Genomic DNA, 23,546 nt, shown 5'->3' with positions numbered 1-23,546 from the left:
AAAAGCACCCGTTTTGTGCGGGGCTTTTGTGTCGGATAGTGAGATATATTAAATTCGCTTACTCAACGAACGTCAGCGCAAAGCCTTTTTTGTTTGCTCTGCCGGTGCGGCCGATGCGGTGAACATAGTCTTCATAGGTTCCGGGAATATCGTAGTTTATGACATGGGTCACATCAGGAATATCAAGTCCGCGTGCGGCAACATCGGTTGCAACCAAAATCTGCACTTGATTGTCCTTAAATTGCTTGAGTGCGCGTGCGCGATTCCCGTGTGTTTTATCGCCATGAATTGAAACTGCTTTAAACCCTAGTTCGGCAAGAGTGCGGGAAAGTTTTTCAACCCCATGTTTCGTTCTGCCAAAAATAAGCACTTTGCTGAAATCTTTTTGAGTAAGCAAGTTGCGAAGAATATCATTCTTCTTCTCCCCTTGCTTCACGCGAATAATATCTTGTTCCACGTTTGAAGCCGTGTCTCCGGTCTTCACTGATATTTTGATCGGATTACGGAGAAAAGTTCTGATGATCCCTTCGATCTCATGTGAAATCGTTGCGGAGAAAAGAAGTGTTTGTCGTTCCGGGGCAACTTTTGAAAGAAGATACTTCATGTCGTTGATAAAACCCATATCAAGCATGCGATCGGCTTCATCTAAAACAACATTTGAAACCTTATTTAACGTCAGTGCTCTTCGTTCTATCAAATCCTTAAGCCGTCCCGGTGTTCCGATAACAATACTATACTTGCGGCGCAAATTGCTCATTTGTTGGTGGATATTGGCTCCGCCAATACACACCACAGAAAACAAACCAAGCCCCCGTGCGAATCCGATAAATTCATCGTTGATCTGCGTTGCAAGTTCTCGCGTGGGAGCGACGATCAAAATCTGCTCGTTGGTGCTATGGAGAATCTTGTTGATGAAGGGAATGAGGAACGCCGCAGTTTTTCCTGTGCCCGTGTTTGCAACGCCAACGATATCTTTCCCCTCAAGAATGTGCGGGATAGCTTTGTCTTGAATCGGTGTCGGCAAAACATATCCCTTATTGAGGATATTTGCTTTAAGTTTTTCGTGAATTTTAAACGTTGCAAACGAATGCTCTGGACTATAATCTTTCACTTCTTCTGTCACGGTCGCCTTGCTGATGAAGCGCGACACATCAATCCTTTGTCCCGTGAATCTTCTGCCTCCGCCGCTGCCACTGCCGCGAGAGAACCCTCGTCCACCACGGGACCCACCCACGTTACTACGCCCAAAAGAAGAACCTCTTTTGAAATTTCCTCCTCCGCTTTTTCCTCCTCCGTATGATTTTTTAGGACCACTTGATCCAAATGATTTTTTATACATATATAGTGTTTAGTTTTTGTGTCCACTATCATACGACATATCGTATGATAGTGGACTAATGATATTTTACCTACGAGCCCGTGAACGTTCTGTCTCGGTAAGATATTGTTTGCGAAGACGAACGTTTTTTGGAGTAATTTCAAGGTATTCATCTTCCGACATCGTTTCAAGTCCACGTTCAAGAGATAGGATGTATGGGGGTACGAGCTCGATTGCATCATCAGTCCCCGATGAGCGAACATTGGAAAGCTGTTTTCCCTTAATTGGATTTACTACCATTTCCTCGCCCTTTGAGGTATTGCCGATAACCATCCCTTCATATACTTCCGTGTTGGGGTCAATATACAGCGTACCACGATCCTGAAGGTTCCATAGCGAGTAACCGGTCGCCTTCCCTGTTGCCATAGACATCATTGACCCCACCGCACGTTTCTCGATCTCTCCCACGTGCGGCTTAAATCCAATGACACGGCTTGCCATAATGCCCTCGCCCTTTGTATCGATCACGAATTGCCCGCGATATCCCAAGAGTCCTCTCGTAGGACCTTCGAAAATAAGACGCGCGGTGTTGCCATGGTGTTTCATGTCTTGAAGTTGCGCAGCGCGCTTTCCCATTTTTTCAATTACCGTACCCTGAAATTCTGCAGGAATATCAATAGTAATTTCCTCGAAAGGTTCGAGCTTCTTTCCGTTTTCCTCCTTAATAATTACTTGCGGTTGTGATACTTGAAGTTCATGTCCTTCGCGACGCATGTTTTCAAGTAAGATAGCAATATGAAGCTCTCCTCGTCCGTATACCTTGAATGTGTCGTTTGCACCAAAGTCTACATGAAGTCCGACGTTTACCTCAAGCTCCTTCTCGAGACGTTCACGGATTTGTCGAGACGTCACAAATTTTCCTTCGCGTCCCGCAAACGGAGAGCTATTCACAAAAAAATTAAGCGCGATGGTCGGCTCGTCGATTTTGATTGCGGGAAGCGCTTCTTGATCGCCGTTCGCACAAATAGTATCACCAATAAAAATACCGGGGATACCCGCAATCATCGCAATGTCTCCAGCGCATGCTTCTGTCGCCTCTTCCCTTGCAACACCACGGAACGTAAAGAGTTTTGTAATTTTTCCACTCTTGGGTGTTTCGTTGGGATTATTAAAATTTTTCACATACACTGTATCTCCAGCACGAATCACCCCTTCATACATGCGGACAATAGCAAGACGTCCGAGAAAATTGTCGTATGCAAGATTAAACGGCTGTGCTCGCAAAGGGAGATCTGTTTGCGAAGGCGCGGCGGGAACTTTTTCAAGGATCATGTCGAGAAGCGGGGTGAGGTCTTTTGATTCATCAGCGAGATTTTTCTTTGCAATCCCCGAGCGGCCAATCGCGTATATAACAGGAAAATCAAGCTGGTCATGGTTTGCGCCAAGATCGATGAATAGCTCAAGTACTTGGTCATGTGTGCGCCCTACATCAGCCGCAGGTTTATCAATCTTATTTATCACCACAATCGGCTTGAGCCCCAATTCAAGGGATTTTTTAAGCACAAAGCGTGTCTGGGGCATTGGCCCTTCCTGCGCGTCAACAACAAGAAGTACGGAATCGATCGAACGGAGCACGCGCTCCACTTCAGAACCGAAATCGGCGTGGCCGGGAGTGTCCACAATATTGATTTTTGTGCCCTTATAAAATGTTGCGGTATTTTTAGCGTATATCGTAATGCCGCGCTCTTGTTCAAGCGCGTTTACATCCATACTCATCCCTTCGGTAAACATTCCCGTCTGCCGCATGATAGCGTCTGTGAGCGTGGTCTTCCCGTGGTCAACGTGAGCAATAATAGCTATATTCCTAATCTCCATAATGAAAAAATCCCCCTGATGGGATTAATACCATATACTACATCAAGAAAGTAAAAAAGTCAAAAAACTAGTTTTTATCCTGCTGATTATGGCGATTATCTTTTACAAAAAGTCCCGCCAGTACAACTAACGGGACTTTAAAAAAAGAACGTGTAGGAAAATTATAAAGGTGTTGCCTGTAGCTTACCCATCGACTTCTGGTCGCCCCTCGCAATTTCTGCATTCTTTTCCGCGACCCCAACAAGGACATCTCTAATAAAAAAGCGGTGCTGCCATAAAAATTTCCCGATCGCCGCGGCTTTGTCACACTGACAATCAACCACTACTTGTTTACCATTAAATGTAAACCACGCGATGCTCACATCTCCATGATCAATATAACGATCGGGTTTCACTTGAGCTTTCTTAGTAAGCTCCTCAAGTTTTTCTGGTTCTTCATCGTTGAAATGCACGCGACCACAGGATTCACAAGTAATAAGGGAGGTGCTAACGCTACATGCATCTTGAACTGCGGAAAGTATGATTTCTTTATCCATGAATTTACTCCTCGTTTAGAGTTGTGGCGGCATAGCAAAGAACACTGGGAACAGTCTAGCAATGTGACACCGGTTGTCAAATGAATGAACAATGCATGCACATAGTTACTATAGATACAATTAATTCATGCTATCGCAGAAATTAATTGTATATGAGGAAATAGAGAAGATAGAAATAACGGGTGTGTTGACACACTGAAACTAAATTATATAAAATAAGAGTCTTAAATAAAACAGCAAATCATGAAAAATTTTAACCCATCATCAATACGCACCGTTGTAATGTTGTTGGTAATCGCGGGAATCGCGCTTTCCTACCAAACGTATTTAAGTGTGAAAGAATCATCCGCTGAGCGTGATAAATTATTCAACACAAAAATCACCGCGTTGCAAAAACAGATTTCTTCGCTTCAAAACGAGATCACCAAAATAACCGGGGAAAATTCACGCGTTGCACTATCACTCAGTGAAATAGAAAATCGACAACAAGTCCGTGAAAAATCTCAAGACGAGCTCCTTACTGGCGCGGTTTCCCAAATATCACCCTCCGTGGTTTCAATCGTAATTTCAAAAGATGTTCCCAAACTTGAAGTGACCTATCAAAATCCTTTCGGCGACGATCCATTTTTCGGTAATTTCAAATTCCAAATTCCCGTGTATCAACAGAAGGGGGTTGAGCATAAAAAAGTTGGTGCAGGAACAGGATTTATTGTAACTAAGGATGGATACATTATTACCAATAAACATGTCGTCGCAGATACTGTTGCAGACTATACTGTACTCCTTTCAACAGGAACACAAAAAAAAGCGATGATTTCGTATCGAGACCCCGTGAGTGACATCGCGATTCTCAAAATAGAAGGAAATAACTACTCAACCGTAACACTTGGTGATTCTTCCACGCTTAAATTGGGCCAAACGGTTGTGGCGATTGGAAATGCGCTTGGTGAATACAATAATTCAATTTCCGTCGGCATCATTTCAGGACTTAATCGTGAAATAGAAGCGACTGACAGCAATGGAAAAGTGCAAAAACTTACTGGTATTATTCAAACTGATGCCGCAATCAATCCAGGCAATTCAGGCGGTCCGCTCATCGACATAGACGGCAAAGTGGTGGGTATCAATGTCGCCACGGTCATGGGTTCAAGCAACATCAGCTTTGCAATCCCGGTAAATGTCGTTAGGGCAGTTACAAGTAAAATTCCCCGCCTGCGTTGAAATGTGTTTGGTGATGTATTTCACACGCACTTCGGGATGACCGAAGATTCACTCAAGTAAGTAACGCGCGGGCAGGTGAAAATTTAAATCATCAAAACAGAGTACATTGGATTAGTAATCTTTCAAAAGCTTGTTGTAAAACCACTTCTTTGCAAAATACACTGCCGCAAGATATGCGGTGACAATGGCGCCAATCGCGATGAGCGGAAGAAGTGCGAGTGGTTTAAAATTGAATATTGTTCCGAGCGAACTCTGCGCGATCCCCCACCCAACACCGACGGCTACGATAGTGCTTATCACTAATGCGATACTCGGCTTGCTTTTGAAGAACGAGAATCGCGAACGAATCATATAGATTACCAGTGTTTGTGTAGCAAGAGATTCAATAAACCACCCCGTTTGAAAATCACTTTCAACAAAGTTAAACACAAGCAATAGTACCAGAAATGTTACAACATCGAAGACAGAACTTAATGGGCCGAAGACCATCATGAACTTCTTAATGAACCCGATATCAAGTTTGTGGGGTTTTTTTATTTCAGCGTGGTCAACGTTATCGACAGAAAGAGCAAGTTGAGAGCTGTCGTAAATAAAATTGTTGAGTAAGATTTGTGTCGGGAGCATTGGTAGAAATGGAATAAAAAGCGACGCACCTGCCATTGAAAACATATTGCCGAAATTGGACGATAGCGTCATCATAAGATATTTCATAGTATTAGAAAAAGTTTTTCTCCCTTCTATCACACCCTCAACAAGATCGTTAAGGCTTTTGTGAATCAAAATAATATCTGCTGATTCTTTTGCAACGTCAACAGCATTGTTGACCGAGATGCCGACATCTGCCGCCTTAAGAGCCGGCGCATCATTAATTCCATCACCCATATATCCAACCACGTGTTTATTTTTCTGAAGAAGCCTGATAATCCTTGTTTTCTGGTCCGGTGACACGCGTGCAAAAATCGTTGTTTCTTCGGCTCGAATTCTTAATGCATCATCAGTTAAAATTTCAATTTCGTTTCCCGTAAGAACCCCTTTGACGAGCAAATTAATATCACGGGCAATTTTTTGACTCACTAGGTCGTTATCACCTGTGATAATCTTAATTTCAATCCCATACTCTTCTAATTTTTTGAGTGTTTCTGCAACAGTCTTTTTTGCGGGATCAAGAAAAGCAATGAAGCCCGCAAACACCATGTTGTGCTCTTCATTCTTTCCATACACCTCTCTTTTCTCATGAATTTTCTTGATACCGACCGCGAGAACACGAAACCCCTCCTTACTTAAGTCTTGATATTGACCATAAACGCGTTTTGATATGTCATCCGAAAATGGTGTGCTATCATCGGCATAAAAACTACATTCTCGTAAAAGTTCTTCTGGAGCTCCCTTAGTAATGAGAAGTCTCCCCTCTGGACCATCCACAACCACGGTGTTACGTTTTCGAATATAATCAAAAGGTGTTTCATCAACTTTTTTGTACTCTTTCGTATGAAGCTTTCTGAATTCAACAACTGCCGAATCGAGCGGATTTAAAAACCCGCTCTGATAAAAACTATTCACATATGAATAAAGAAACACTTTTTCAGATTCTACCCCAAAACCATCTACACACTTAATCAACACGATGCGATCTTCGGTAAGTGTCCCCGTTTTATCGGTGCACAAAATATCCATACTTCCGAAACTTTGTATCGCACTAAGCTTTTTCACGATGACGCCCCGTTTTGACATGACAAGTGATCCGCGAGAAAGATTGAGCGCAATAATCATCGGTAAAAGCTCTGGAGTAAGGCCTACTGCAAGAGCAATAGCAAAAAGAAATGAATCAAGTAATTGATTCTTGGTAAACGCATTGACGAAAAACACAAAGATAACCAGAATAAAAATCATCTTCATAATGAGCACGCTGAAATCCTTGATTCCTCGGTCGAATTCAGTCGGTTCTTCTTTGCGCATAAGCGTTTCGGCGATAGATCCGAATTTTGTTTTTTTCCCTGTTGTAAGGACCGTCATGAGTCCGGACCCCGTCACAACACTGCTCCCCATAAAAATGGGAGAATGAATATCTTTTTCGGCGGGAAATGACTCACCTGTAAGTGACGATTCATTCAAGAAAAAGTCCTTTGACTGCAACACGACGCCATCGGCGGGAATAACATCGCCGGGCGAAAGTATGACCACATCACCGGGAACAATAAGCGAGAGTGGAATTTCCTCGATGGTTCCCTCGCGAACCACCGTTCCCGTAATTTTTACACGATCTCGAAGAGCTTCTGCTGCTTTTTGCGATTTATAAGTATTAAAAAAATCGATCGTGACACTTAATATCACCATCGCAATAATAATGAACGGGTCGATACGATTACCCAAAAAGCCGGAGATGAGCGCGGCAATAATGAGGATGATGATGAGAGGATTTTTAAATTTCAAAAAGAAATTTGCAACAAGAGAGAGCTTGACACCTTGAATAATCTCATTTGGACCGTATGTTGCTAGGCGCTCTTTCGCCTCGCGACGGGAAAGTCCCGAGACTCCTTTGGGAAGATTGATGACCGAGCGATTATTGTCTGTGGGCATGATGTATGAGTGTCTAGTTACAATGAGTGATTATATTGTATCAGAAAACAGCGCGAGAAACATACAGCGCTTTTAAAAAAACAACTGGGAGACAAGAAGGCAATTTAGGATATTTTTTAAGAGAACACATCAACGCTTATTCCTGTTTTCCCCCAAGCGCCCCTGGATGTTGCGCACTCCATGCATACAATGCAACTGCGGCAGATGCCGAAACATTAAGCGATTCGCATCCGGGATTCATGGGGATTGAAAGAAGAATATCACAAAGTTCGCGGGTCTTGAGACGAATACCGGTTGCTTCATTCCCTAAAATAAACACTGCCGGTGCATCAAAATTCTCCTGTGTAATATTTTTTGACGCATCGCCTTCAAGACCGTAGATCCAGAAACCACGTTCCTTGAGGTCACGTGCTGTTGTGTTCACGTTCCCGATCGAAACCAGGGGCACACGAAATGCCATGCCCGCAGATACCTTAACGACAGTACCCGTGATGGGCGCTTGATTGTGCTCGGGGATAAGCACGCCCGCAACACCAAACGCCGCGGCAGAGCGAATGATTGCGCCGACATTTTGCGGGTCTTGTATCTCTCCCAAAATGACAAGTGATGAATCGGGGTCGATTTTCAGACCCTCAATAAACTCACGGTATTCGCGCACGAGCTTGCCAAGCGATACCAGTCCGATAACTCCTTGATGCACCGCGGATGAATCAATATCGTGGGGCGTTGTTTTTGGAGAAAGGTCTACGACAGGAATGTTGGCGCTCTTAGCAAGCGCTCTCACTTCGTTGTCTTCACCTTGCGGAGCAAGCAACACCTTCGTAACCGCATGAGGTGAATTGCGCAATGCTTCCACAAGCGCATGTTTGCCGTAAATATATACATTGGGAATCATGTGTTTCATACATCCAGTGTACCGTAAACACTAAGTACTGGCGAGTATAAATCTATTTTTCTCACATTGAACGTTTGGAGACTTACGCTATGTGCTTTTGCCCACCTATGGTATAAAAAGATACATGAAAAGATACCGGAGTAAAAAACAAGCCAGAAGACAAATCCGTGAATCCGGCAGAAATAAGGGCCGGGGCGGGGCGTTTTGGAATAAAGAATATAAAAACAAAGAACATATTATGCTTTCAAGTAACCCGAGTGAAGATCTGGTAAAGTTTACCCGATGGCTCTCTCGCCAACACGGAGGAAAATATCTCAACAAAACAATTTCAATTCTTGATCTGGGGTGCGGCAATGGGCGCAATCTTATTTACCTTGCGCAACAATTTGGGTGTCATGGTGTTGGTTTTGATATTTCACACGAAGCAACTGCGCAAGCAACTCGCTTAAGCAATGACTTACCGCTTGAATACGAAACACGAACGATCGCAGGACCTATCTCTCTCCCCGACCAGTCACAAACAATCGTGCTTGATATGATGACCTCGCACTTTCTTAAGGAAGCAGAGCGAAAAATACTCATTGGCGAAATCGCTCGCGTACTTCGTCCTGACGGATGGCTATTCTTTAAAACATTTTTACGAGACGAGGATCAGCATGCCGAACGGCTCTTGCGCGAAAATCCTGCGGGAGAAGAAGGCTCGTATATCCACCCCATCATCGGCGTTTCAGAGCATGTGTTCACTGAAAAAGAAATCTACGATTTTCTCGGCGAGTATTTCATAATTCACAAGACAAGCAAATCACATCGCCACACGCGCCACGGCAAAGCATGGAAACGCAGAAGTATTTCCGTGTATGCGCAGAAAAAGAACTGATAATAAATGTATATGTGCGGGATACCTCCTTGACAACTTGATCGGTAATTTTACTGACTTACCGACATTTTACATCAAAGTTTTGGAAAATACTGCTCGGTTGAGATTTCAAATCAGGATTTAAAATTCTAGTTTCTCCATTCATATTTGCCTTTCCATACTCACCTTCAGTAGAAAAATCAAATACGCCATCCTTGTTTATATCTTTATGTAACCTCGCAGTAAGTCGTGTGCATTTTATTTCTTCAATGAGTGAAATATCAAAGTCCTGTTTTATTCCCTTAGTGAGCAGTACGGATGAACCAAAAAATTTTTCCGGCTCTTGTCCATTGTTTGTGTATCCAGCAGAGCGATAGATAACAATGAACCCCGGCTCAGGCATATTGACATGGTTTACATGAATTACTTTCCCGGGTTGTGCAGGTGCTTCAATGTCAAGAAAACGCCCTGCAAAAGAACGATTTAGTGTATCTCTTGTAGACTCAATTTCAACTACCGCGCCGCCAAGCGGAAAGAGTACTTTAATCACAAACCAAAGAAGCAAAAGAATAAAAACTATGATGAATATTTTCCACAATGAAAGACTTTTCATGAGTTTATATTACTAAATCTAAATTTAAGCCACAATGGTCTTCTGGGGATACTCATAACCATTAGCTCCCCTTCGCTAGTAATGGATAATTTTTGGTCGCTTGCATTCAGAAAAAATGACTCAAGTATATCAAGAAATAATTAGTCCTATGAAAAGAGGGCCTGGCGGGCAATCGATATCAATTACTTTAATCAAGGTTAAGTGGTTTGGTAAGCGACATGATTGATTTCGGATCTTTTTTCCAGACATCGGAAACGTCGGCATATAACTCAAGTTCATTCCCATCGGGATCAAGAATATAAATACTGTGTGTCACGGTATGATCTCCCGTGCCAATGATCGTTACGTGGTGTTTTTTTAGATGCCGGTAAATTTCTTTTAATTCTTGGTCGGTGTCTGCAACTTTAAAACCGATATGATACAACCCCGGCTCTACTCCCTTTTTCCCTGACTGCGAGCGAACTCGCTCAGGCGGGCGCGGAGTGCCGCCGACTTGAATTAAAAGAAGCTCGTGATGTGTACGTCCCGAGGAAAAAACGGCAAAACCATCATTGCGATCAACTTCACGGAATCCGAGCACGTCACGATAAAAATTTGTGACCGTTTCAAGGTTGGTTACGTAGAGTACAACATGCCCAAGCTCTTTAATCTGCATAAGAGATATTTTAACATATAAAAAAATTAATATGATATGTGGGATTGACTTTTTGAAGTCCTGCGAGCAATATAAATAAAGAATACACGGAGGATAGAACCAGTGAATACGAAACTTATCATTCAGCGTGTTGCTTTTGCCGAACGTTGTAACTGTGGGCTTCACGGACATATCAACTATCCCGACGGAAGCCAGTCTCTCGAGTTTTCATCATACGACGATGGAATTCAAATTCTTGAAGAAGCTGTGCAACAAAAGAAAATCATGGAAGACAACGCGATGATGCTTCGGGAAGAAATTGCTGGGTGGATGCTTTTTAAAGACAGGGTGCTTTCATTTCTTCGGAATATGCTGAGTAGTATTGTCGCGGAAGGACAGCCACCGGAAATGATTGATAAATTTCTTGAAGAACTCGATCGCTATGTGAGTATAGTCTTCGAGGAATATTTTCCGGAAAATGGTGTGATTTATTTTGATGAAACTTCAGAAAAAGAGAAACACACCCTTCATTAGTTTTTGTTTCTTGAAACCGCCCCATGAAGAACTTGGGGCGGTTTTTTCATAAGTAAATATGCTACTATGCCCAGTATGAAAAAGGTGGAAAAAACTCATTTTGATGTTATTGTCATCGGCGGAGGTCCGGCGGGTATGATGGCGGCGGGGCATGCAGGAGAGCACGGCAAGTCCGTTCTTCTTCTTGAAAAAAATAAAACGCTTGGGAAAAAACTCGATATGACGGGCGGTGGCAGGTGCAATATCACCAACGCCGAATACGACGTCCATGAATTTTTAAAACACTACTCTACGGCAAAAAACTATCTCTACTCCCCTTTTTCACGCTTCGGTGTAAAAAATACATTTGAATTTTTTGAATCACACGAATTACCACTCGTGGTTGAAGCTCGTAAACGCGCTTTTCCCAACACGCAAAAAGCGACAGACGTGTCGCGTGTTATGAAACAATATATCGCCGATAATCACGTGACAGTAAAGATGGGTGCCGCCGTCGGACGAGTCACCGCTCTCGGCGGCAAGATTGTTTCTGTTTCTTGCGGTGCCTGCCTGAGCGAGAACCTGCCTGCCGCGCTACGGCGCAGGCACGGCGCTCGCAGTCAGGCCACCCGCTACACCGCAGATAATTTTATTATCACAACGGGCGGATATTCCCGTCCCGAAACAGGCTCGACGGGCGATGGGTTTAAATGGCTCAAAGAACTCGGCCATACTGTCGCCCCTGGAAGCCCAAATATTGTACCTCTTGCGGTCAAAGACGCGTGGGTCAAAAAACTTTCCGGCATATCACTTTCATTTATGAAAATAACTTTTTTTCAAAACGGCAACCCGTTCGACGACGCTCAGGGTAAAAGAAAAAAGGCATTTTCAAAAAAAGGAAAACTTCTCTTCACTCACTTCGGACTTTCCGGTCCACTTATTCTCAACTCCGCAAAACAGGTAAGCGAATTGCTCGAGGGGGGCGAGGTGACCGCAGAAATTGATATGTATCCCGATACTGATTTTGCGGATCTTGAGCGAAGTATTCTTAAAACCATTGATGCCAATAAAAACAAAAATCTCAAAAATTTCCTTGACGCGCTTGTCCCTCACGGCACCGACCCTGCCATCTTAATGCTCTGGGGGCTTCCCGACGTAAATATTAAAGCGCACAGCATCACCAAAGAAGACCGTAAGCGCCTCGTCCATATCTTGAAAGGTGCGCCGCTCGCCATCAAAGGACTTATGGGATATGACCGCGCTGTGGTATCGGACGGTGGGGTTTCGCTTGACGAAGTGGATACCAAAACCATGCGCTCGCGCCTCTACCCAAACCTTTATTTCGCAGGCGACATACTCAATATCAACCGCCCATCAGGCGGCTATTCCCTTCAGCTCTGCTGGACCACAGGATTTGTCGCAGGGGATAGTGTGTAGGATTTTGCAATGATGCTAAATTTTCCACAGCTCGCCTTGACTTGTGTTAAGCACTTGCTAATATATACATATCACTACGAAAAAGACCCTGTTAAGGCTTGTCCTTAATGGGGGCTTTTTCTTTAGGTTGCAGAGAAATTTTGCCTTTTACTTCATCTAAATACGTAATCGGCGCGTTAGTTCTTTTCAATAAAATTGAACATCTTTTTTGAACGCTGGGGGAAAGTATAATTTTTAATTTATTTTTTTCTTGCAAAAATTTTACCAAACTAGAGTAGTCTCCGTCGCTAGTAACTAATACTAATTTTTCGCAAGAATTTTCATAAACATCTCTGGTTGCCTGTAAAACCAAATCGGCATCGCAATTACCCTTTGGCTTACCATCTCCGTCATAAACCACTTCTTTAAAAATCAATGTGAAGCCTGCTTTCTGCAGCGCCTCATACATATCTTTTTCCTTGGGAATCAACCCGATAAAATAGTAAGCTCGAATTACTCCGTGCTTATCCTCAAGCCACTTTCTGAATCTGACAAAATCGATCTTCCAACCGGAATTACTTACTCCGCGATATAAATTATTACCATCTATGTAAGCATTGTTATTTCCTTTTTGAATCATGAATTTATTTTACCATACCAACCGCCCAAGAGGCGGCTATTATCGAGAGCTTGCTGGACCACAGGATTTGTCGCAGGGGATAGTGTGTGAAAAAATCGTTAACAGCAGCACTCTTAAAACACTACTCTATTTTAAGATAAAGAGCATGGTGATCTGATACTTCTTCGGGAAGCACTTTAAAATCTTTTACTTTTATTTCATTCGTGATAAATACATAATCGGCATATTTATCAGGTTTAGTGTAGTGTGATGTTCTTGTCGAAGTAACACCAAACCGTTTAATTAAATTTTGAAGACCCGCATTTTCAAGAATGGTAATACTTTCAGTATCGGGCAAAAGATTAAAATCACCGCATAAGACATGTTCTCCTTGGAGATTTTTAGTAAATTCCAAAATATTTTTTGATTGATTTATTCTGTCTTCCGTATCTGTTTTTCCCTTCCCATTCCATAGTCCATGAAAATTAACCACCGTTAGTGGTCCATTACTTGTCTGGATGGTAACGTACTGAATATTGCGAGCATGATTACCAATGTCTCCTTCGGGAATATACCCCTTATGTTTATACACAAAAACCTCCCCCTCTTCGGTCACTAATAATTTTTTTTCACAAGCAACATAAGACCGTAGTTATCTAAATAATGAGGACGAAAATATGCTGCATATTCAGGCAATGTTCTAGATATTTCTTGCATGCCATACACCATAATCTCTGAGTGATTCATTGCCCTGCCGCCAGCCATATGCCCATCTAAATGTTCGTAAGGCGCAGCCCATATTTCCTGAAGGCAAAATATATCAGTTGTATCGTTATACTTTTTAAAAAACGAAAGGAGTTTTTTCTTTCCTGCCCGTCCTCCCCATGTATTGAGAGTAATTATTTTCATAATTTTAATTTTATCACATTTTTTTAAAGCTCTACGCTCTAGGATTTATGTTCTACATTTCCTACTTCCCCATGTCCAATATCTCGTCAATTCTGATTTGCTTTACGAATTCAGGAACGTGGGAGACGAGAACCATTGCGCCTTCATAGGAATCAAGCGCCTGTGCGATGACGGGCAGATGGCGAAAGTTAATGTGGTTTGTGGGCTCATCGAGGATGAGAAGTCCGGGCTTCTCAAGCACGAGACGCGCGAAAGCAACGAGGCCTTTTTGTCCTTCTGAAAGACTGCCGATTTTTGTATTCATAACTGCGGAGGTTATTAAAAATCCCGCCGCGACAGAACGCATTACTTCTTCGTCCGGCTGTTTCATCACTGAAATAAGCGACTGATACACCGTGTCGTCAAAATTGAGCGTGGAAAAATCCTGTCGATAATAGCCGACCGTGACACCCTCTGCGATATGCGCGCCCTTAGTAACTCCATTCGCAAGCGCTTCAAGAAGTGTCGACTTGCCGATGCCATTGGGGCCAACAAGGAGCAAGTGTTTGTTTTTCCGAAGTGAAATATTTGCTGTGCGGGATTTTATCTTACTTGTCCCGAGGCTACTCGAGGGATGGTCAACCATCGTGGTAAATGCCGAGATAGCAAGGATCTCTCCTGACAGTTCCTTCTGCGCAGGGATTTTGAATGCCCGTATCGTCTTGTCTTCTTTCCGCGTGTCAACTTTTGCTTCCTCCATCTCTTCTGCCTTTTGCCTCATTCGCTTTGCCACCATACGCATCTGTCCGCCCTTCATCGCAAAAAAGTTAGCCTTATCTTTGTTCGCCTGAATTTCTTTGGAAAGCTGGGCATTTTTTCTGTTCTCCTTTTCCATGCGCGCAGTGATCTCTTTCACCACATCGGCATAGTTGCCCATATACTGTTCCACTTTACGCGTATGAATATCCAAATACAGCACACCATCGGTAAACGCATTCAAAAAATCTGCATCGTGCGAAATAACAATGCACGTCTTCTGATAATCCACGAGAAATTTTGTCAGATGCGCGATTCCCGCCTTATCTAAATTGTTCGTCGGCTCATCAAGAAGGAGGATGTCCGGGTCTTGGATAAGCGCGGAAGCGAGAAGAAGCCGCGCCTGCTGACCGCCCGAAAACGAGCGGATAATACGATCGTGCACCTTGGTGTGTCCTTTCAAATTCACCACTTCAAGCACGTCGTCGATACGCGGGTCAATGTCATATATTTTTTTTGAAAAACATTTCTCGAAAAATGCGCGCACCGTGAGGTCGAGATCTTCTCGCGGGATGACCTGTTTTGCGGTCGCGATGGTAATGCCTTTGGTGATGTGCACGTTCCCTGATTCCGGATTAAGCTCGCCGGTGATGAGCCCAAAGACGGTACTCTTCCCCGCGCCGTTCTGACCCATAACAGTTACCTTTCTTCTTTGTCGCACAGAAAAATCCACCTCATCTAAAATTGGGTGGTTGTGTCCATATTCAAACGACACTTCTTCAAACGAAATAACTGTTTCCGACTTTGCCATAAGAAGTCACTCTACCACGAGAACGGTAAAGAAAAAACCGCCCTCGTAATGAGGGCGGTTTTTTCTTAATAGATGATTACGCGCGTGCTACGTTCGTAGCAGCTGCGCCTTTTTCAGTTTCAATGACTTCAAAAGTGAGTTCGTCTCCCTTTTTCAATTCATCAAATGCAACACCTCTCAATTCCTTTGCATGAAAAAAAAGATCCTTTGCTTCGCCTTCGCGAGAAATGAATCCATATCCTTCTCTAAGGGAATTTATTGTTCCTGTCATGTGATTTGCTTATTGTTTACTTAATACTCCGAAACTCGACTTTGTTTCCGTGCCTTACACTAGAACGCAATGGTATACTATAAATGCATTTTTGTCAAATTTTCCCCAATGAGCGTGCGTTTCTCTCCACCAGAGGAATTTTCTATTGCTCTAGACGTAGGAGATGTTATTGCACTATCACCGTGCCAAACTGCGATTCATTGGCATGATTGTGATACTTCCATGTACCGATTTTATTGAAGGTGAAACTGTAATTTGCGCCAGACAAACACTGATCAAGCGGTGTTGGACCAGTATAGCCTGGAGCGCAGTGCTCATCTTTGGAGGTGTTGTCGTAAAGTAGATGCGCCGGGTGCATAGCTGAAGCGATCCACATCGAACTGCCGCTTTCGTCGACCCAGGTAACCGTGCCGCCTTTGACAATAGTCACTGTTCCCGGAGAAAAACCGGAACTGGTGAACTTCACGGTTGCGGACATTGACGCCGATGAGGTGGTGGGCGCGGAAGTATTTGTGCCGGCGGTCATCTGCGTTTCCACTGATGGCACAACAGGAGCGGAGACAGTCTGCACGGAGTAAAGATACCAACCCCCTAATACAACAAGAATAAGAACAACAATCCAAATAATTGATGGCTTCATAACATGTAACAAATTACCCTAATAATGCTCTATAGTAACACAGCCTAAAAATTTGCAATATGTTTTTGTATTGAGTATGAGGTAGTGGGATCCAAGACTATATAGTTTGACGACACTCAATTAGATCCCCAATAGCAGATCTTGTTTACTTTAAATTTCGTTCAAATCATGCCTAATCTCCCCCGAATTCCTCATTCCTACGCCAGTAGATAATTTTTTCCTTCGAAGGTTTAAGGTGTTAAATTCTTGTTCGGTCAAATCTCCATCTGGATTCCAAACAAACACATTCATCCAATCTTCTGTGTCTCTTTTGTTTAGCGCAATCAAGTCGTCGTAAATTCTCGTTAGGTATGTTTTTAGTTCCTCTCTTCCTTCAGACGCAAATACGGCTTCTGCTTCATCAAATACTTTGCACAAGCTTTCAAACCTCTCTTTTTTCGAAAGGCTTTCAGGATTTTCCTCTTGAGATTTTGGGTCAAATTTTTCTGTCATATATTAAATTCTATCATATATGTCCATAGTACTTAAAAAGCGCGTTGATACCGGCTAAGTTTTTATCCCACTCAATGGTCTCGTGAGTTTTAAGTTCAACAGTAATTGCTGGAATGTTTATGGATGCAAGCCACCCTTCGGCATCGCCGGTGATCGCGTATGCGTCAAATGATTTGACTGCCGGATATCCGGCCGCGCGCGCATATGCATTCATGATGTCGAGTGTCTTGGGAAGAATGCCGTCCTTGCACTCGGATGCGTACACAGCATTGGCCTGACTATGCCAGAAGATAACAGCATCTGGCTTATTTTCTAAAACAAAATCCCGAACAGCCCTGGCTTCCGGCTCCGAGAACGGTTCTGTTCCGGCGCTTACTTTATTTCCTTTCCACATACTCTCCGATTTCCACCTACAGTCAAAGTTACGGTTGAGGTCAACATCATGGGCATTGAATCGCCCTGGAACAGTAGCCGCTTCTTTGGACACATCCGCAAAAGCGAAACGACCCTCTTTGCCTATCACTTTATACACGCCGTCAGGATTAGCGGACGGAATCACCGAAACGGTTATGTTTTTGGGAATGACCTCTTGGTTTGCCTTGAGATAATCCATAAATTTATACGCCAGAGAGACGCTGTTCCACTCATAGCCGCCATGTATGCCACCGACAAACGCGAGATGTATATCGCCTGTTCCACTTGTCTGCGCCGAGTTTCCGGCAGGTAGATATGTGTACGAATCGATCGCGCGCCCTTGCACGGACGTGCCTATCACCTTGTGTATCGGACCAGAAACTTTCTCTACCGGCTGTGCTACCGGCGACGCTGGCACTTTGTTATAACGCAAAACAGCAAACGCGAGCAAGCCACCAATCAAAACAACAATGAGAATGGCCGTGATGACCTGCTTCGAAGAAAGAGACCGCATTATTGTGCGTAGTGTTCGAGAAGCGCTTTTATACCTGCAAGGTTTTTATCCCATTCAGTATCCGTATGTGTGGAGAGAAGAACACTGATTGCGGGAATGTTATTTTTTGCGAGCCAATCCACCATATCGCCCGTTATTGTATAGAAATCAAAACTTTTGTACGCGGGATAGCCTGATGCTTTTGCGTAAATATTTGTGATCGTGTTCGTTTCGGGCAAAACACCGTTATTACAACTTGAGGCGAACACGCCACCGGCGGCGCTGTACCAGACAACAACCGCATCCGGTTTGTATGATGCTACATAATCTCGCACCGCCTTGCTTTCCGACTCGGAAAATACTTCGCTTCCACCACTCACGGTTTTGCTCTGCCAAACGCCATCAGACTTCCAGTTGCAATCGAAGTTGCGACCAAGGTCTACATTATTTGCGTTAAAACGGCCGGATACTTGCACGTCTGCTGATGATGAAACATCTACTGCGGCGAAGCGACCAGTGGTGCTAACAACTTTGTTGAGACCGTCCGGATTCAAAACAGGAATGACCGTCACTTGTTCATTGCTGGGAATGACGCTCGGGTTTGCCTTGAGATAATCCATGAGCTCGTATGCAACGAGTGCTGTATTCCATTCGTACCCGCCATGAATGCCACCGACAAAGAGAATTTTTTTACCGCCGTCACCATAGTAATGAGCAGTGATATCACGTCCCTGCACAGACTTTCCAATGACGAATTGACTGCCCCCTTTGTGTTGATCTACAGCCTGCGGTTGTCCTCCCTGCTTGTTGTCTTGCGACTTCGTCGTGTCAGTTGTTGTATTCTGATTCTGTGTTACTGCGGGCGCGTTATTGGACGAACCTTGCATCAAAAAATACCCGCCAATACCGACAAGAATAAGAACAACGATAGTCCATACGATAGTTGATGTTTTCATAATATGTAAATAAGTTATCCTGGTAATGCTCTATGATAACATATTCCAGAAATTTGGGAGGGTATGCGAGTTTGTTCGCCCTCACCGGTCTCATGGGTTTATCCATTAAGCCCACAAGGATTTTTGGGTTACTTTTATTCTACCATTCTGACGCTACTTGGAATGGTTATTGTATTCAGTGCGTAAGGGTTAAATCCATCTACATAAATGTCACAGAAAAATACCTGAGTATTAAATCAAATAAAAATGTAATTGCGGCAGTAATTACTATAATTAATATTGTCTTATTTCTCTCTCTTTTTTCTATATCTGGCACTGCATATTTGAAATATTCTTTAGGATTATGATCTAGTATGGTGTTTAAAAACATCCAAATCTTTTCTCGAAACATTTTTGGTCTATATCGAGATATTCCCAAAGAATAACTCCCGATTTTTAATTTATTCTTTATTGCTTCTCCTATTATTTCAAAAAAAAGATAATAACCCGTTCCACCAATTTTTTTCTTTATAAGGTCAGTTAGATCATTGTTCAAAAAAATAACGTCAAAAAGAGGCTCCGCTATGAATAGACCAAATCTTTTTTTAATAATGCCACTTAAAGTAGTGGATCTTTTAGAATCATCTTTTGAAATCAATAATGAATACCTGCCACTGATTCCAAACTGAATAAATTGTTCTAAAAGTTCTGGTGTGATTGGTTCTTCAGAGTAATGATAAAATATTAACGTATAAGGAGTTTTAACTTCATAAACTCCCCTGAGGATTGCCATGTCTAATCCACTTACTTTATAATTTCTAATGACCTGCGCATTAAGACTTGAGGCTATTTTTGAGGATTCATCTTTTGAACCATCGTCTACGACCAAAATATTACTGAAGCCTACTTTGTGAAAATTCTCTATTATTAATCCTATTAGTGATTCTTCGTTATAGCAAGGTATTAGAATAGTGATCTCATCTTTATTGTAGTTCATAAAATAATCTTTTAATTTTATTGAGCATGTATTTCTCGGAATCCGAACCTATTTCAAACTGGCTGCGGGTCAGGGACTCTCGGCTACCGCCGCGGGTGGATTCCGATTTTCCTTGAGCAGAGCTCAAAGAAAATAACGAAATCCCTTTCGAGCCCCTGTTGGAAGTGAAGCAGTTCACTTCCTCCCACAGTTCTCCGCAATGCTCCGAACTGCGGGTCAGGGACTCGAACCCCAATACCTTGCTCCAGAGGCAAGTGTCCTACCATTAGACGAACCCGCAATGTATAAAATAACTTACAACGAACAACTCAAGAAAGCTTTCCGAACTTCAAAAAACTTCAATGGCTTTTTATAGATTTGGAAGCAGGACTTCCAAATCCTACTCAAAACTCGCAGAACTCATAAAACTAACGAAGCCATGGAAACTTTCTCCCGCAACCTACAAATTACACCAAAAACACAAAGAAGTAAACGATGAAGCGCGGCAAAAAATTTGACATTTCATTTTAAATACATTATAACAAGTAAGGAGCTCTTTCAAATTTTCAAGGAGAAACAGGGATGAAGAAGTTTTTTGTGGTTATTTTGCTTTGTCTTAATATTGTCGCTCTTGTTACCATCATTGGGTATCCAGAGGCAGAAGCCATTCCACGCCCAAAACTGACGGGTGCACTTCCGCAAACCACACCCGAATGGGAAAAATCTGTATTGGAAGCAATTCCAAAAGTAATAGCCGAATATGGCGAAAACATCAAGGAGGCGGCTCAAGAATATTTTGTCCATCGGAAGATCGTCATAGCAATGCTTATTGTGGAAAGTATGGGAAACCCATACGCCGAATCACCAGCTGGTGCAAAGGGGTGCATGCAAACACTTCCTTCAACAGATGTAGAGATTGGCGTGATGGGCAATAGTTTTGATTGCATCACCAGCATATGGAAGGGTACGAAGTATTTTGCTCGTCTTCGAGATCACTATAAACTGACTCCCCTAATCAAGGTGATTGCCGCTTACGAAAAAGGTCCTGATCGTGTAGCCAACTACACGCAACAAGATCTCCTCAAGAGCGATTATCTTAACAAGATTGCTTTTGTTGTCGAGCATCTCCCAGAAAATTTCTGATTTCCTTTTTTAGGAAAACACCCCCGCCTCTCACGAGCGCGGGGATTTTTTTGCAATAACATCGGAAAGGTTTTTAGCTCAAATGGGCGTGGTCATTCCACGTTTCGAGTTTCCAGCCCGGAGTGCCGTAGGGTTTTGGATTCGCTTCGTATCTGCAAATTGTGATGCCGGTAAATTTTGTCCGAAGAAAATCACGCGACTTGATAAACTCACGGGGAGTGATGGATTCCCCAAACATCATATAGGTAATAAGAAAGCGCATAAACATACCGTGTGTTACAACCAAAATTTTTTCCTCTTTTCTCTTTAACACTTCGTCAAGAAATCTTCTCGCGCGGCTCTTTAAGTCATTAAAACTCTCGGCGTCGGCATAGCGAGTGTCCGGTGTATCATACGATTTCTCCATGGCGAAAATAAGTTTAATTGTTTCAGGATCATTTTTAGCTTTTGATAAAATTATTTCAGGATATTTTCGCTCAACGATCAAGTCTGAAAATTCGATCGGTTTTTTCAAATGCGCATTGATGATTGCCGCTGTTTCTTTAGTCCGCTCGAGTGTGCTTGAAATAATAAGCTCGACGGGAATAGTTAGAAATCGCTGTGCGACAAGCTCTGCTTGCTTGCATCCGGTCTCAGAAAGGCTGTCAGTCGACTTGCCGTGAACACCCGTACCGTTCGATGTAGTTTCTCCGTGACGCATGAGATACAGTTGCATAAATGATTACTATTTTTTCATCGCCGCCTTAATAAACGCAGAAAAAAGTGGGTGAGGATTGAGTGGATGCGCCAAGAATTCAGGATGGAATTGCGTAGCCAAGAAAAACGGATGTTTCTTTTTGGGAAGTTCTGCGATCTCCATTAAAACACCATTGGGAGATTTACCGGAGAACACGAGGCCCCTCTTTTCAAGCTTTTCAATATATTCAGGACTCACTTCATAGCGATGGCGATGACGCTCGGAAACCATTTCTTTTTTATACGCTTCACGTGCCACGGTTCCCTTGGCGATATGCGCCGGATATGCGCCGAGACGCATACTTCCTCCATAATCTTTGTCTGCAAGTTTCTTTTTCTGATCGGGCATAATGTCGATCACAGGATATTTTGTCTTCACATCAACTTCCGTCGTGTGAGCACCTTTCAAACCCAAGACATTGCGCGCGTACTCGATCACCAAAAGTTGCATACCGTAGCAGAGACCAAGATACGGGATTTTGTGCTTACGCACATATTCGATTACTTTTATTTTCCCTTCAATTCCCCGCGAACCGAATCCCCCGGGCACAAGAACCCCGTCATATTTTGAAAGCTCTTTCAATTTGCGTGGATTCTTTTCAAAATCAACCGAGTTGAGCCAATGCAAAACCGGCTTTCGTCCGAGGTGATATGCGGAATACTTGATCGCCTCAATGACAGAAAGGTAAGAATCAGAAAGAACAAAATCTCCTGTATCAAAATATTTTCCGACCACCGCAATACTCACTTCCTTTTTTGCAGACTTAATTTTTGACACAAATCTCCGCCATGTATGCAAATCTTTTTTTCGCGGATGAAGTCCCAATTTTCTCAAAATATTTTTACCCAATTCATCCCGCTCAAAATTTAATGGTACTTCATAAATACTTTCGACGTCAGGCGCAGAGATTACATCATCGGCACGTACATTGCAAAATGTGGCAATCTTTTCCTTGCGACGTTCATCAAGCGGAGTCTGGCTTCGAGCAATAATAATGTCGGGCTGGATACCGGCAGTGTTGAGTGCGCGCACTGCATGTTGCGTTGGTTTTGTCTTCATCTCGCCCACCTTTGACGGAATGGGCAAGTAACTTACCATCACCGTCAAAACGTCGTTTGGTTTTTCGGTACGCAAAAGTCTGATAGCTTCAAGGAAGAGAATGTTCTCGTACTCGCCCGCCGTGCCGCCAATTTCAATCACCGTCACATCGGCATTTGCTTTCTCGGTTGCTTTTTTGATACGCGTAATAACTTCGAGAGGAATATGCGGCACCACTTGCACGCATTTGCCGCCATATTCAAGATTGCGCTCTTTGCGAATTACGTCCTGATACACCCGACCCGTGGTCATATAGTTCACACGAGTAAGTGTTGTTCCAAGAAAGCGTTCATAATTCCCCATGTCCTGGTCAGTTTCATCGCCATCTTCAAGCACAAATACTTCTCCGTGTTCTGTCGGGTTCATAGTCCCCGCATCCACATTTACATACGGGTCTATTTTAATCGCGGTGACTGTTAAGCCCCGCGATTGCAATATTTTTCCTATTGATGAGACGGTAACTCCTTTCCCCACTCCGGATATTACGCCCCCAACTACGAAGATATATTTGCGTCGCCTTGCTTTGCTCATAAAATTATTTGCTAAACAATGAGACCAATGTTAAAACAGAGACAAGTACCACCCAGAATCCAGACAAGAGTGTCGCAACAACAAGAGGCCAAATTTTTTCTCTTGCCATGTGAGCACGTGCAATAAGCATTACACCATATCCAGCATAGGCAAGACTCCCTATAAAAACAATCCTTATAAGCGTTTCCCCCCATGAATACTCGGCAGACGCTCTCCCGCCAAGAAGGACCACAATCTGGAAGAGGAAATAAACAACAGCGATAATAATGTATGTTTTTTTTGCCATAGA

At 43.1% G+C, this 23,546-nt stretch carries 26 protein-coding genes and 1 tRNA gene; 6 read left to right on the top strand and 21 right to left on the bottom strand.

Translation table 11 applies throughout. The annotated features are described in order from the left end of the window. Window positions 1-58: 58 nt before the first annotated feature. From Q7S11_00540 to Q7S11_00530, 3 genes are all read right to left on the bottom strand, one after another. On the bottom strand, window positions 59-1,339 hold the full coding sequence (locus Q7S11_00540; protein ID MDO8572238.1) for a DEAD/DEAH box helicase: 1,281 nt from the start codon (window positions 1,337-1,339) through the stop codon (window positions 59-61). 66 nt (window positions 1,340-1,405) lie between these two features. Then, entirely contained in the window at window positions 1,406-3,193 is a 1,788-nt protein-coding gene (gene typA / locus Q7S11_00535; protein ID MDO8572237.1) for a translational GTPase TypA, read from the bottom strand. A gap of 161 nt (window positions 3,194-3,354) precedes the next feature. After that, window positions 3,355-3,729 (bottom strand): hypothetical protein, encoded by a 375-nt coding sequence (locus Q7S11_00530; protein ID MDO8572236.1) that lies wholly within the window; start codon window positions 3,727-3,729, stop codon window positions 3,355-3,357. A 243-nt stretch (window positions 3,730-3,972) separates the two neighbouring features. Here Q7S11_00530 and Q7S11_00525 point away from each other — a divergent pair, with 243 nt between their 5' ends. Next, the gene (locus Q7S11_00525; protein MDO8572235.1) at window positions 3,973-4,950 is read left to right on the top strand and encodes a trypsin-like peptidase domain-containing protein; all 978 of its coding nucleotides are present in this window, start codon (window positions 3,973-3,975) and stop codon (window positions 4,948-4,950) included. Window positions 4,951-5,061: 111 nt separating this feature from the next. Here the strand turns inward: Q7S11_00525 and mgtA are convergent, their stop codons facing one another. Then, window positions 5,062-7,527: a magnesium-translocating P-type ATPase gene (gene mgtA / locus Q7S11_00520; protein ID MDO8572234.1), complete on the bottom strand. Its 2,466-nt coding sequence runs from the start codon at window positions 7,525-7,527 to the stop codon at window positions 5,062-5,064. 136 nt (window positions 7,528-7,663) lie between these two features. Continuing rightward, entirely contained in the window at window positions 7,664-8,431 is a 768-nt protein-coding gene (rlmB, locus tag Q7S11_00515) for a 23S rRNA (guanosine(2251)-2'-O)-methyltransferase RlmB (protein ID MDO8572233.1), read from the bottom strand. Between the two features lie 115 nt (window positions 8,432-8,546). Between rlmB and Q7S11_00510 the strand changes: the two genes are divergently transcribed. Beyond that, the gene (locus Q7S11_00510; protein MDO8572232.1) at window positions 8,547-9,299 is read left to right on the top strand and encodes a class I SAM-dependent methyltransferase; all 753 of its coding nucleotides are present in this window, start codon (window positions 8,547-8,549) and stop codon (window positions 9,297-9,299) included. 58 nt (window positions 9,300-9,357) lie between these two features. On the opposite strand, the gene Q7S11_00505 is transcribed toward Q7S11_00510, so the two are convergent. Continuing rightward, a complete protein-coding gene (locus tag Q7S11_00505; protein MDO8572231.1) occupies window positions 9,358-9,891 on the bottom strand; it encodes a hypothetical protein in 534 nt (177 codons plus the stop codon). Between the two features lie 187 nt (window positions 9,892-10,078). Continuing rightward, window positions 10,079-10,546, bottom strand: coding sequence for a VOC family protein (locus Q7S11_00500; protein ID MDO8572230.1), 468 nt, complete (start codon window positions 10,544-10,546; stop codon window positions 10,079-10,081). 102 nt (window positions 10,547-10,648) lie between these two features. Here Q7S11_00500 and Q7S11_00495 point away from each other — a divergent pair, with 102 nt between their 5' ends. Further along, on the top strand, window positions 10,649-11,059 hold the full coding sequence (locus Q7S11_00495; GenBank protein MDO8572229.1) for a hypothetical protein: 411 nt from the start codon (window positions 10,649-10,651) through the stop codon (window positions 11,057-11,059). A gap of 75 nt (window positions 11,060-11,134) precedes the next feature. After that, window positions 11,135-12,475, top strand: a complete 1,341-nt coding sequence (locus tag Q7S11_00490) for an aminoacetone oxidase family FAD-binding enzyme (protein MDO8572228.1) — start codon at window positions 11,135-11,137, stop codon at window positions 12,473-12,475. Between the two features lie 91 nt (window positions 12,476-12,566). On the opposite strand, the gene Q7S11_00485 is transcribed toward Q7S11_00490, so the two are convergent. The 11 genes from Q7S11_00485 to Q7S11_00435 all read right to left on the bottom strand — a co-directional run bounded on the left by Q7S11_00485 (window position 12,567) and on the right by Q7S11_00435 (window position 20,050). Continuing rightward, window positions 12,567-13,094 carry an NYN domain-containing protein gene (locus Q7S11_00485; GenBank protein ID MDO8572227.1) on the bottom strand — a complete coding sequence of 176 codons (528 nt, stop codon included), beginning with the start codon at window positions 13,092-13,094 and terminating at the stop codon, window positions 12,567-12,569. Window positions 13,095-13,215: 121 nt separating this feature from the next. Next, a complete protein-coding gene (locus Q7S11_00480) occupies window positions 13,216-13,689 on the bottom strand; it encodes an endonuclease/exonuclease/phosphatase family protein (GenBank protein ID MDO8572226.1) in 474 nt (157 codons plus the stop codon). After that, the gene (locus tag Q7S11_00475; GenBank protein MDO8572225.1) at window positions 13,689-13,982 is read right to left on the bottom strand and encodes a hypothetical protein; all 294 of its coding nucleotides are present in this window, start codon (window positions 13,980-13,982) and stop codon (window positions 13,689-13,691) included. Before Q7S11_00475 ends, Q7S11_00480 begins: the two co-directional genes overlap by 1 nt. Window positions 13,983-14,043: 61 nt before the next feature. Further along, window positions 14,044-15,528 (bottom strand): ABC-F family ATP-binding cassette domain-containing protein, encoded by a 1,485-nt coding sequence (locus Q7S11_00470; GenBank protein ID MDO8572224.1) that lies wholly within the window; start codon window positions 15,526-15,528, stop codon window positions 14,044-14,046. Window positions 15,529-15,604: 76 nt separating this feature from the next. Continuing rightward, entirely contained in the window at window positions 15,605-15,799 is a 195-nt protein-coding gene (locus Q7S11_00465; protein ID MDO8572223.1) for a cold shock domain-containing protein, read from the bottom strand. Window positions 15,800-15,965: 166 nt separating this feature from the next. Then, window positions 15,966-16,439, bottom strand: a complete 474-nt coding sequence (locus tag Q7S11_00460) for a hypothetical protein (protein MDO8572222.1) — start codon at window positions 16,437-16,439, stop codon at window positions 15,966-15,968. 150 nt (window positions 16,440-16,589) lie between these two features. Beyond that, window positions 16,590-16,931, bottom strand: coding sequence for a hypothetical protein (locus tag Q7S11_00455; protein MDO8572221.1), 342 nt, complete (start codon window positions 16,929-16,931; stop codon window positions 16,590-16,592). 13 nt (window positions 16,932-16,944) lie between these two features. Beyond that, window positions 16,945-17,859 (bottom strand): M14 family metallopeptidase, encoded by a 915-nt coding sequence (locus Q7S11_00450; GenBank protein ID MDO8572220.1) that lies wholly within the window; start codon window positions 17,857-17,859, stop codon window positions 16,945-16,947. Next, complete coding sequence (locus Q7S11_00445) at window positions 17,859-18,794, bottom strand: M14 family metallopeptidase (GenBank protein ID MDO8572219.1); 936 nt, start codon at window positions 18,792-18,794, stop codon at window positions 17,859-17,861. Before Q7S11_00445 ends, Q7S11_00450 begins: the two co-directional genes overlap by 1 nt. A gap of 199 nt (window positions 18,795-18,993) precedes the next feature. After that, the gene (locus tag Q7S11_00440) at window positions 18,994-19,770 is read right to left on the bottom strand and encodes a glycosyltransferase (protein MDO8572218.1); all 777 of its coding nucleotides are present in this window, start codon (window positions 19,768-19,770) and stop codon (window positions 18,994-18,996) included. Window positions 19,771-19,979: 209 nt separating this feature from the next. Next, a tRNA-Gln gene (locus tag Q7S11_00435) sits at window positions 19,980-20,050 on the bottom strand. Between the two features lie 61 nt (window positions 20,051-20,111). On the opposite strand from Q7S11_00435, the gene Q7S11_00430 reads away from it, so the two are divergent. Together Q7S11_00430 and Q7S11_00425 are read left to right on the top strand one after the other, a co-directional pair. Further along, window positions 20,112-20,267, top strand: coding sequence for a hypothetical protein (locus tag Q7S11_00430; protein MDO8572217.1), 156 nt, complete (start codon window positions 20,112-20,114; stop codon window positions 20,265-20,267). A gap of 64 nt (window positions 20,268-20,331) precedes the next feature. Then, complete coding sequence (locus tag Q7S11_00425) at window positions 20,332-20,892, top strand: lytic transglycosylase domain-containing protein (GenBank protein ID MDO8572216.1); 561 nt, start codon at window positions 20,332-20,334, stop codon at window positions 20,890-20,892. Window positions 20,893-20,965: 73 nt separating this feature from the next. Here the strand turns inward: Q7S11_00425 and Q7S11_00420 are convergent, their stop codons facing one another. Genes Q7S11_00420 through Q7S11_00410 form a run of 3 tightly spaced genes read right to left on the bottom strand, consistent with a single transcriptional unit; the run spans window position 20,966 to window position 23,543 of the window. Next, entirely contained in the window at window positions 20,966-21,607 is a 642-nt protein-coding gene (locus Q7S11_00420; GenBank protein ID MDO8572215.1) for a histidine phosphatase family protein, read from the bottom strand. A gap of 9 nt (window positions 21,608-21,616) precedes the next feature. After that, on the bottom strand, window positions 21,617-23,257 hold the full coding sequence (locus Q7S11_00415; protein ID MDO8572214.1) for a CTP synthase: 1,641 nt from the start codon (window positions 23,255-23,257) through the stop codon (window positions 21,617-21,619). 4 nt (window positions 23,258-23,261) lie between these two features. Then, window positions 23,262-23,543, bottom strand: coding sequence for a hypothetical protein (locus tag Q7S11_00410; GenBank protein MDO8572213.1), 282 nt, complete (start codon window positions 23,541-23,543; stop codon window positions 23,262-23,264). Between the last annotated feature and the right edge of the window lie 3 nt (window positions 23,544-23,546).

Source organism: bacterium, from assembly GCA_030648955.1.
In the GTDB taxonomy this organism is placed as follows: Bacteria; Patescibacteriota; Minisyncoccia; order Phycocordibacterales; family JAUSHB01; genus JAUSHB01.
Note: the sequence above shows the minus strand (reverse complement) of the source record. Positions and strands in the feature narration are given on the sequence as shown.

What these genes read in the sequence shown, in the direction of transcription:
- Q7S11_00540 (MDO8572238.1), bottom strand. Translation starts at nt 1,339, where the DNA reads ATGTATAAAAAATCATTTGGATCAAGTGGTCCTAAAAAATCATACGGA.
- typA (MDO8572237.1), bottom strand. Translation starts at nt 3,193, where the DNA reads ATGGAGATTAGGAATATAGCTATTATTGCTCACGTTGACCACGGGAAG.
- Q7S11_00530 (MDO8572236.1), bottom strand. Translation starts at nt 3,729, where the DNA reads ATGGATAAAGAAATCATACTTTCCGCAGTTCAAGATGCATGTAGCGTT.
- Q7S11_00525 (MDO8572235.1), top strand. Translation starts at nt 3,973, where the DNA reads ATGAAAAATTTTAACCCATCATCAATACGCACCGTTGTAATGTTGTTG.
- mgtA (MDO8572234.1), bottom strand. Translation starts at nt 7,527, where the DNA reads ATGCCCACAGACAATAATCGCTCGGTCATCAATCTTCCCAAAGGAGTC.
- rlmB (MDO8572233.1), bottom strand. Translation starts at nt 8,431, where the DNA reads ATGAAACACATGATTCCCAATGTATATATTTACGGCAAACATGCGCTT.
- Q7S11_00510 (MDO8572232.1), top strand. Translation starts at nt 8,547, where the DNA reads ATGAAAAGATACCGGAGTAAAAAACAAGCCAGAAGACAAATCCGTGAA.
- Q7S11_00505 (MDO8572231.1), bottom strand. Translation starts at nt 9,891, where the DNA reads ATGAAAAGTCTTTCATTGTGGAAAATATTCATCATAGTTTTTATTCTT.
- Q7S11_00500 (MDO8572230.1), bottom strand. Translation starts at nt 10,546, where the DNA reads ATGCAGATTAAAGAGCTTGGGCATGTTGTACTCTACGTAACCAACCTT.
- Q7S11_00490 (MDO8572228.1), top strand. Translation starts at nt 11,135, where the DNA reads ATGAAAAAGGTGGAAAAAACTCATTTTGATGTTATTGTCATCGGCGGA.
- Q7S11_00485 (MDO8572227.1), bottom strand. Translation starts at nt 13,094, where the DNA reads ATGATTCAAAAAGGAAATAACAATGCTTACATAGATGGTAATAATTTA.
- Q7S11_00475 (MDO8572225.1), bottom strand. Translation starts at nt 13,982, where the DNA reads ATGAAAATAATTACTCTCAATACATGGGGAGGACGGGCAGGAAAGAAA.
- Q7S11_00470 (MDO8572224.1), bottom strand. Translation starts at nt 15,528, where the DNA reads ATGGCAAAGTCGGAAACAGTTATTTCGTTTGAAGAAGTGTCGTTTGAA.
- Q7S11_00465 (MDO8572223.1), bottom strand. Translation starts at nt 15,799, where the DNA reads ATGACAGGAACAATAAATTCCCTTAGAGAAGGATATGGATTCATTTCT.
- Q7S11_00460 (MDO8572222.1), bottom strand. Translation starts at nt 16,439, where the DNA reads ATGAAGCCATCAATTATTTGGATTGTTGTTCTTATTCTTGTTGTATTA.
- Q7S11_00455 (MDO8572221.1), bottom strand. Translation starts at nt 16,931, where the DNA reads ATGACAGAAAAATTTGACCCAAAATCTCAAGAGGAAAATCCTGAAAGC.
- Q7S11_00450 (MDO8572220.1), bottom strand. Translation starts at nt 17,859, where the DNA reads ATGCGGTCTCTTTCTTCGAAGCAGGTCATCACGGCCATTCTCATTGTT.
- Q7S11_00445 (MDO8572219.1), bottom strand. Translation starts at nt 18,794, where the DNA reads ATGAAAACATCAACTATCGTATGGACTATCGTTGTTCTTATTCTTGTC.
- Q7S11_00440 (MDO8572218.1), bottom strand. Translation starts at nt 19,770, where the DNA reads ATGAACTACAATAAAGATGAGATCACTATTCTAATACCTTGCTATAAC.
- Q7S11_00430 (MDO8572217.1), top strand. Translation starts at nt 20,112, where the DNA reads ATGGCTTTTTATAGATTTGGAAGCAGGACTTCCAAATCCTACTCAAAA.
- Q7S11_00425 (MDO8572216.1), top strand. Translation starts at nt 20,332, where the DNA reads ATGAAGAAGTTTTTTGTGGTTATTTTGCTTTGTCTTAATATTGTCGCT.
- Q7S11_00420 (MDO8572215.1), bottom strand. Translation starts at nt 21,607, where the DNA reads ATGCAACTGTATCTCATGCGTCACGGAGAAACTACATCGAACGGTACG.
- Q7S11_00415 (MDO8572214.1), bottom strand. Translation starts at nt 23,257, where the DNA reads ATGAGCAAAGCAAGGCGACGCAAATATATCTTCGTAGTTGGGGGCGTA.
- Q7S11_00410 (MDO8572213.1), bottom strand. Translation starts at nt 23,543, where the DNA reads ATGGCAAAAAAAACATACATTATTATCGCTGTTGTTTATTTCCTCTTC.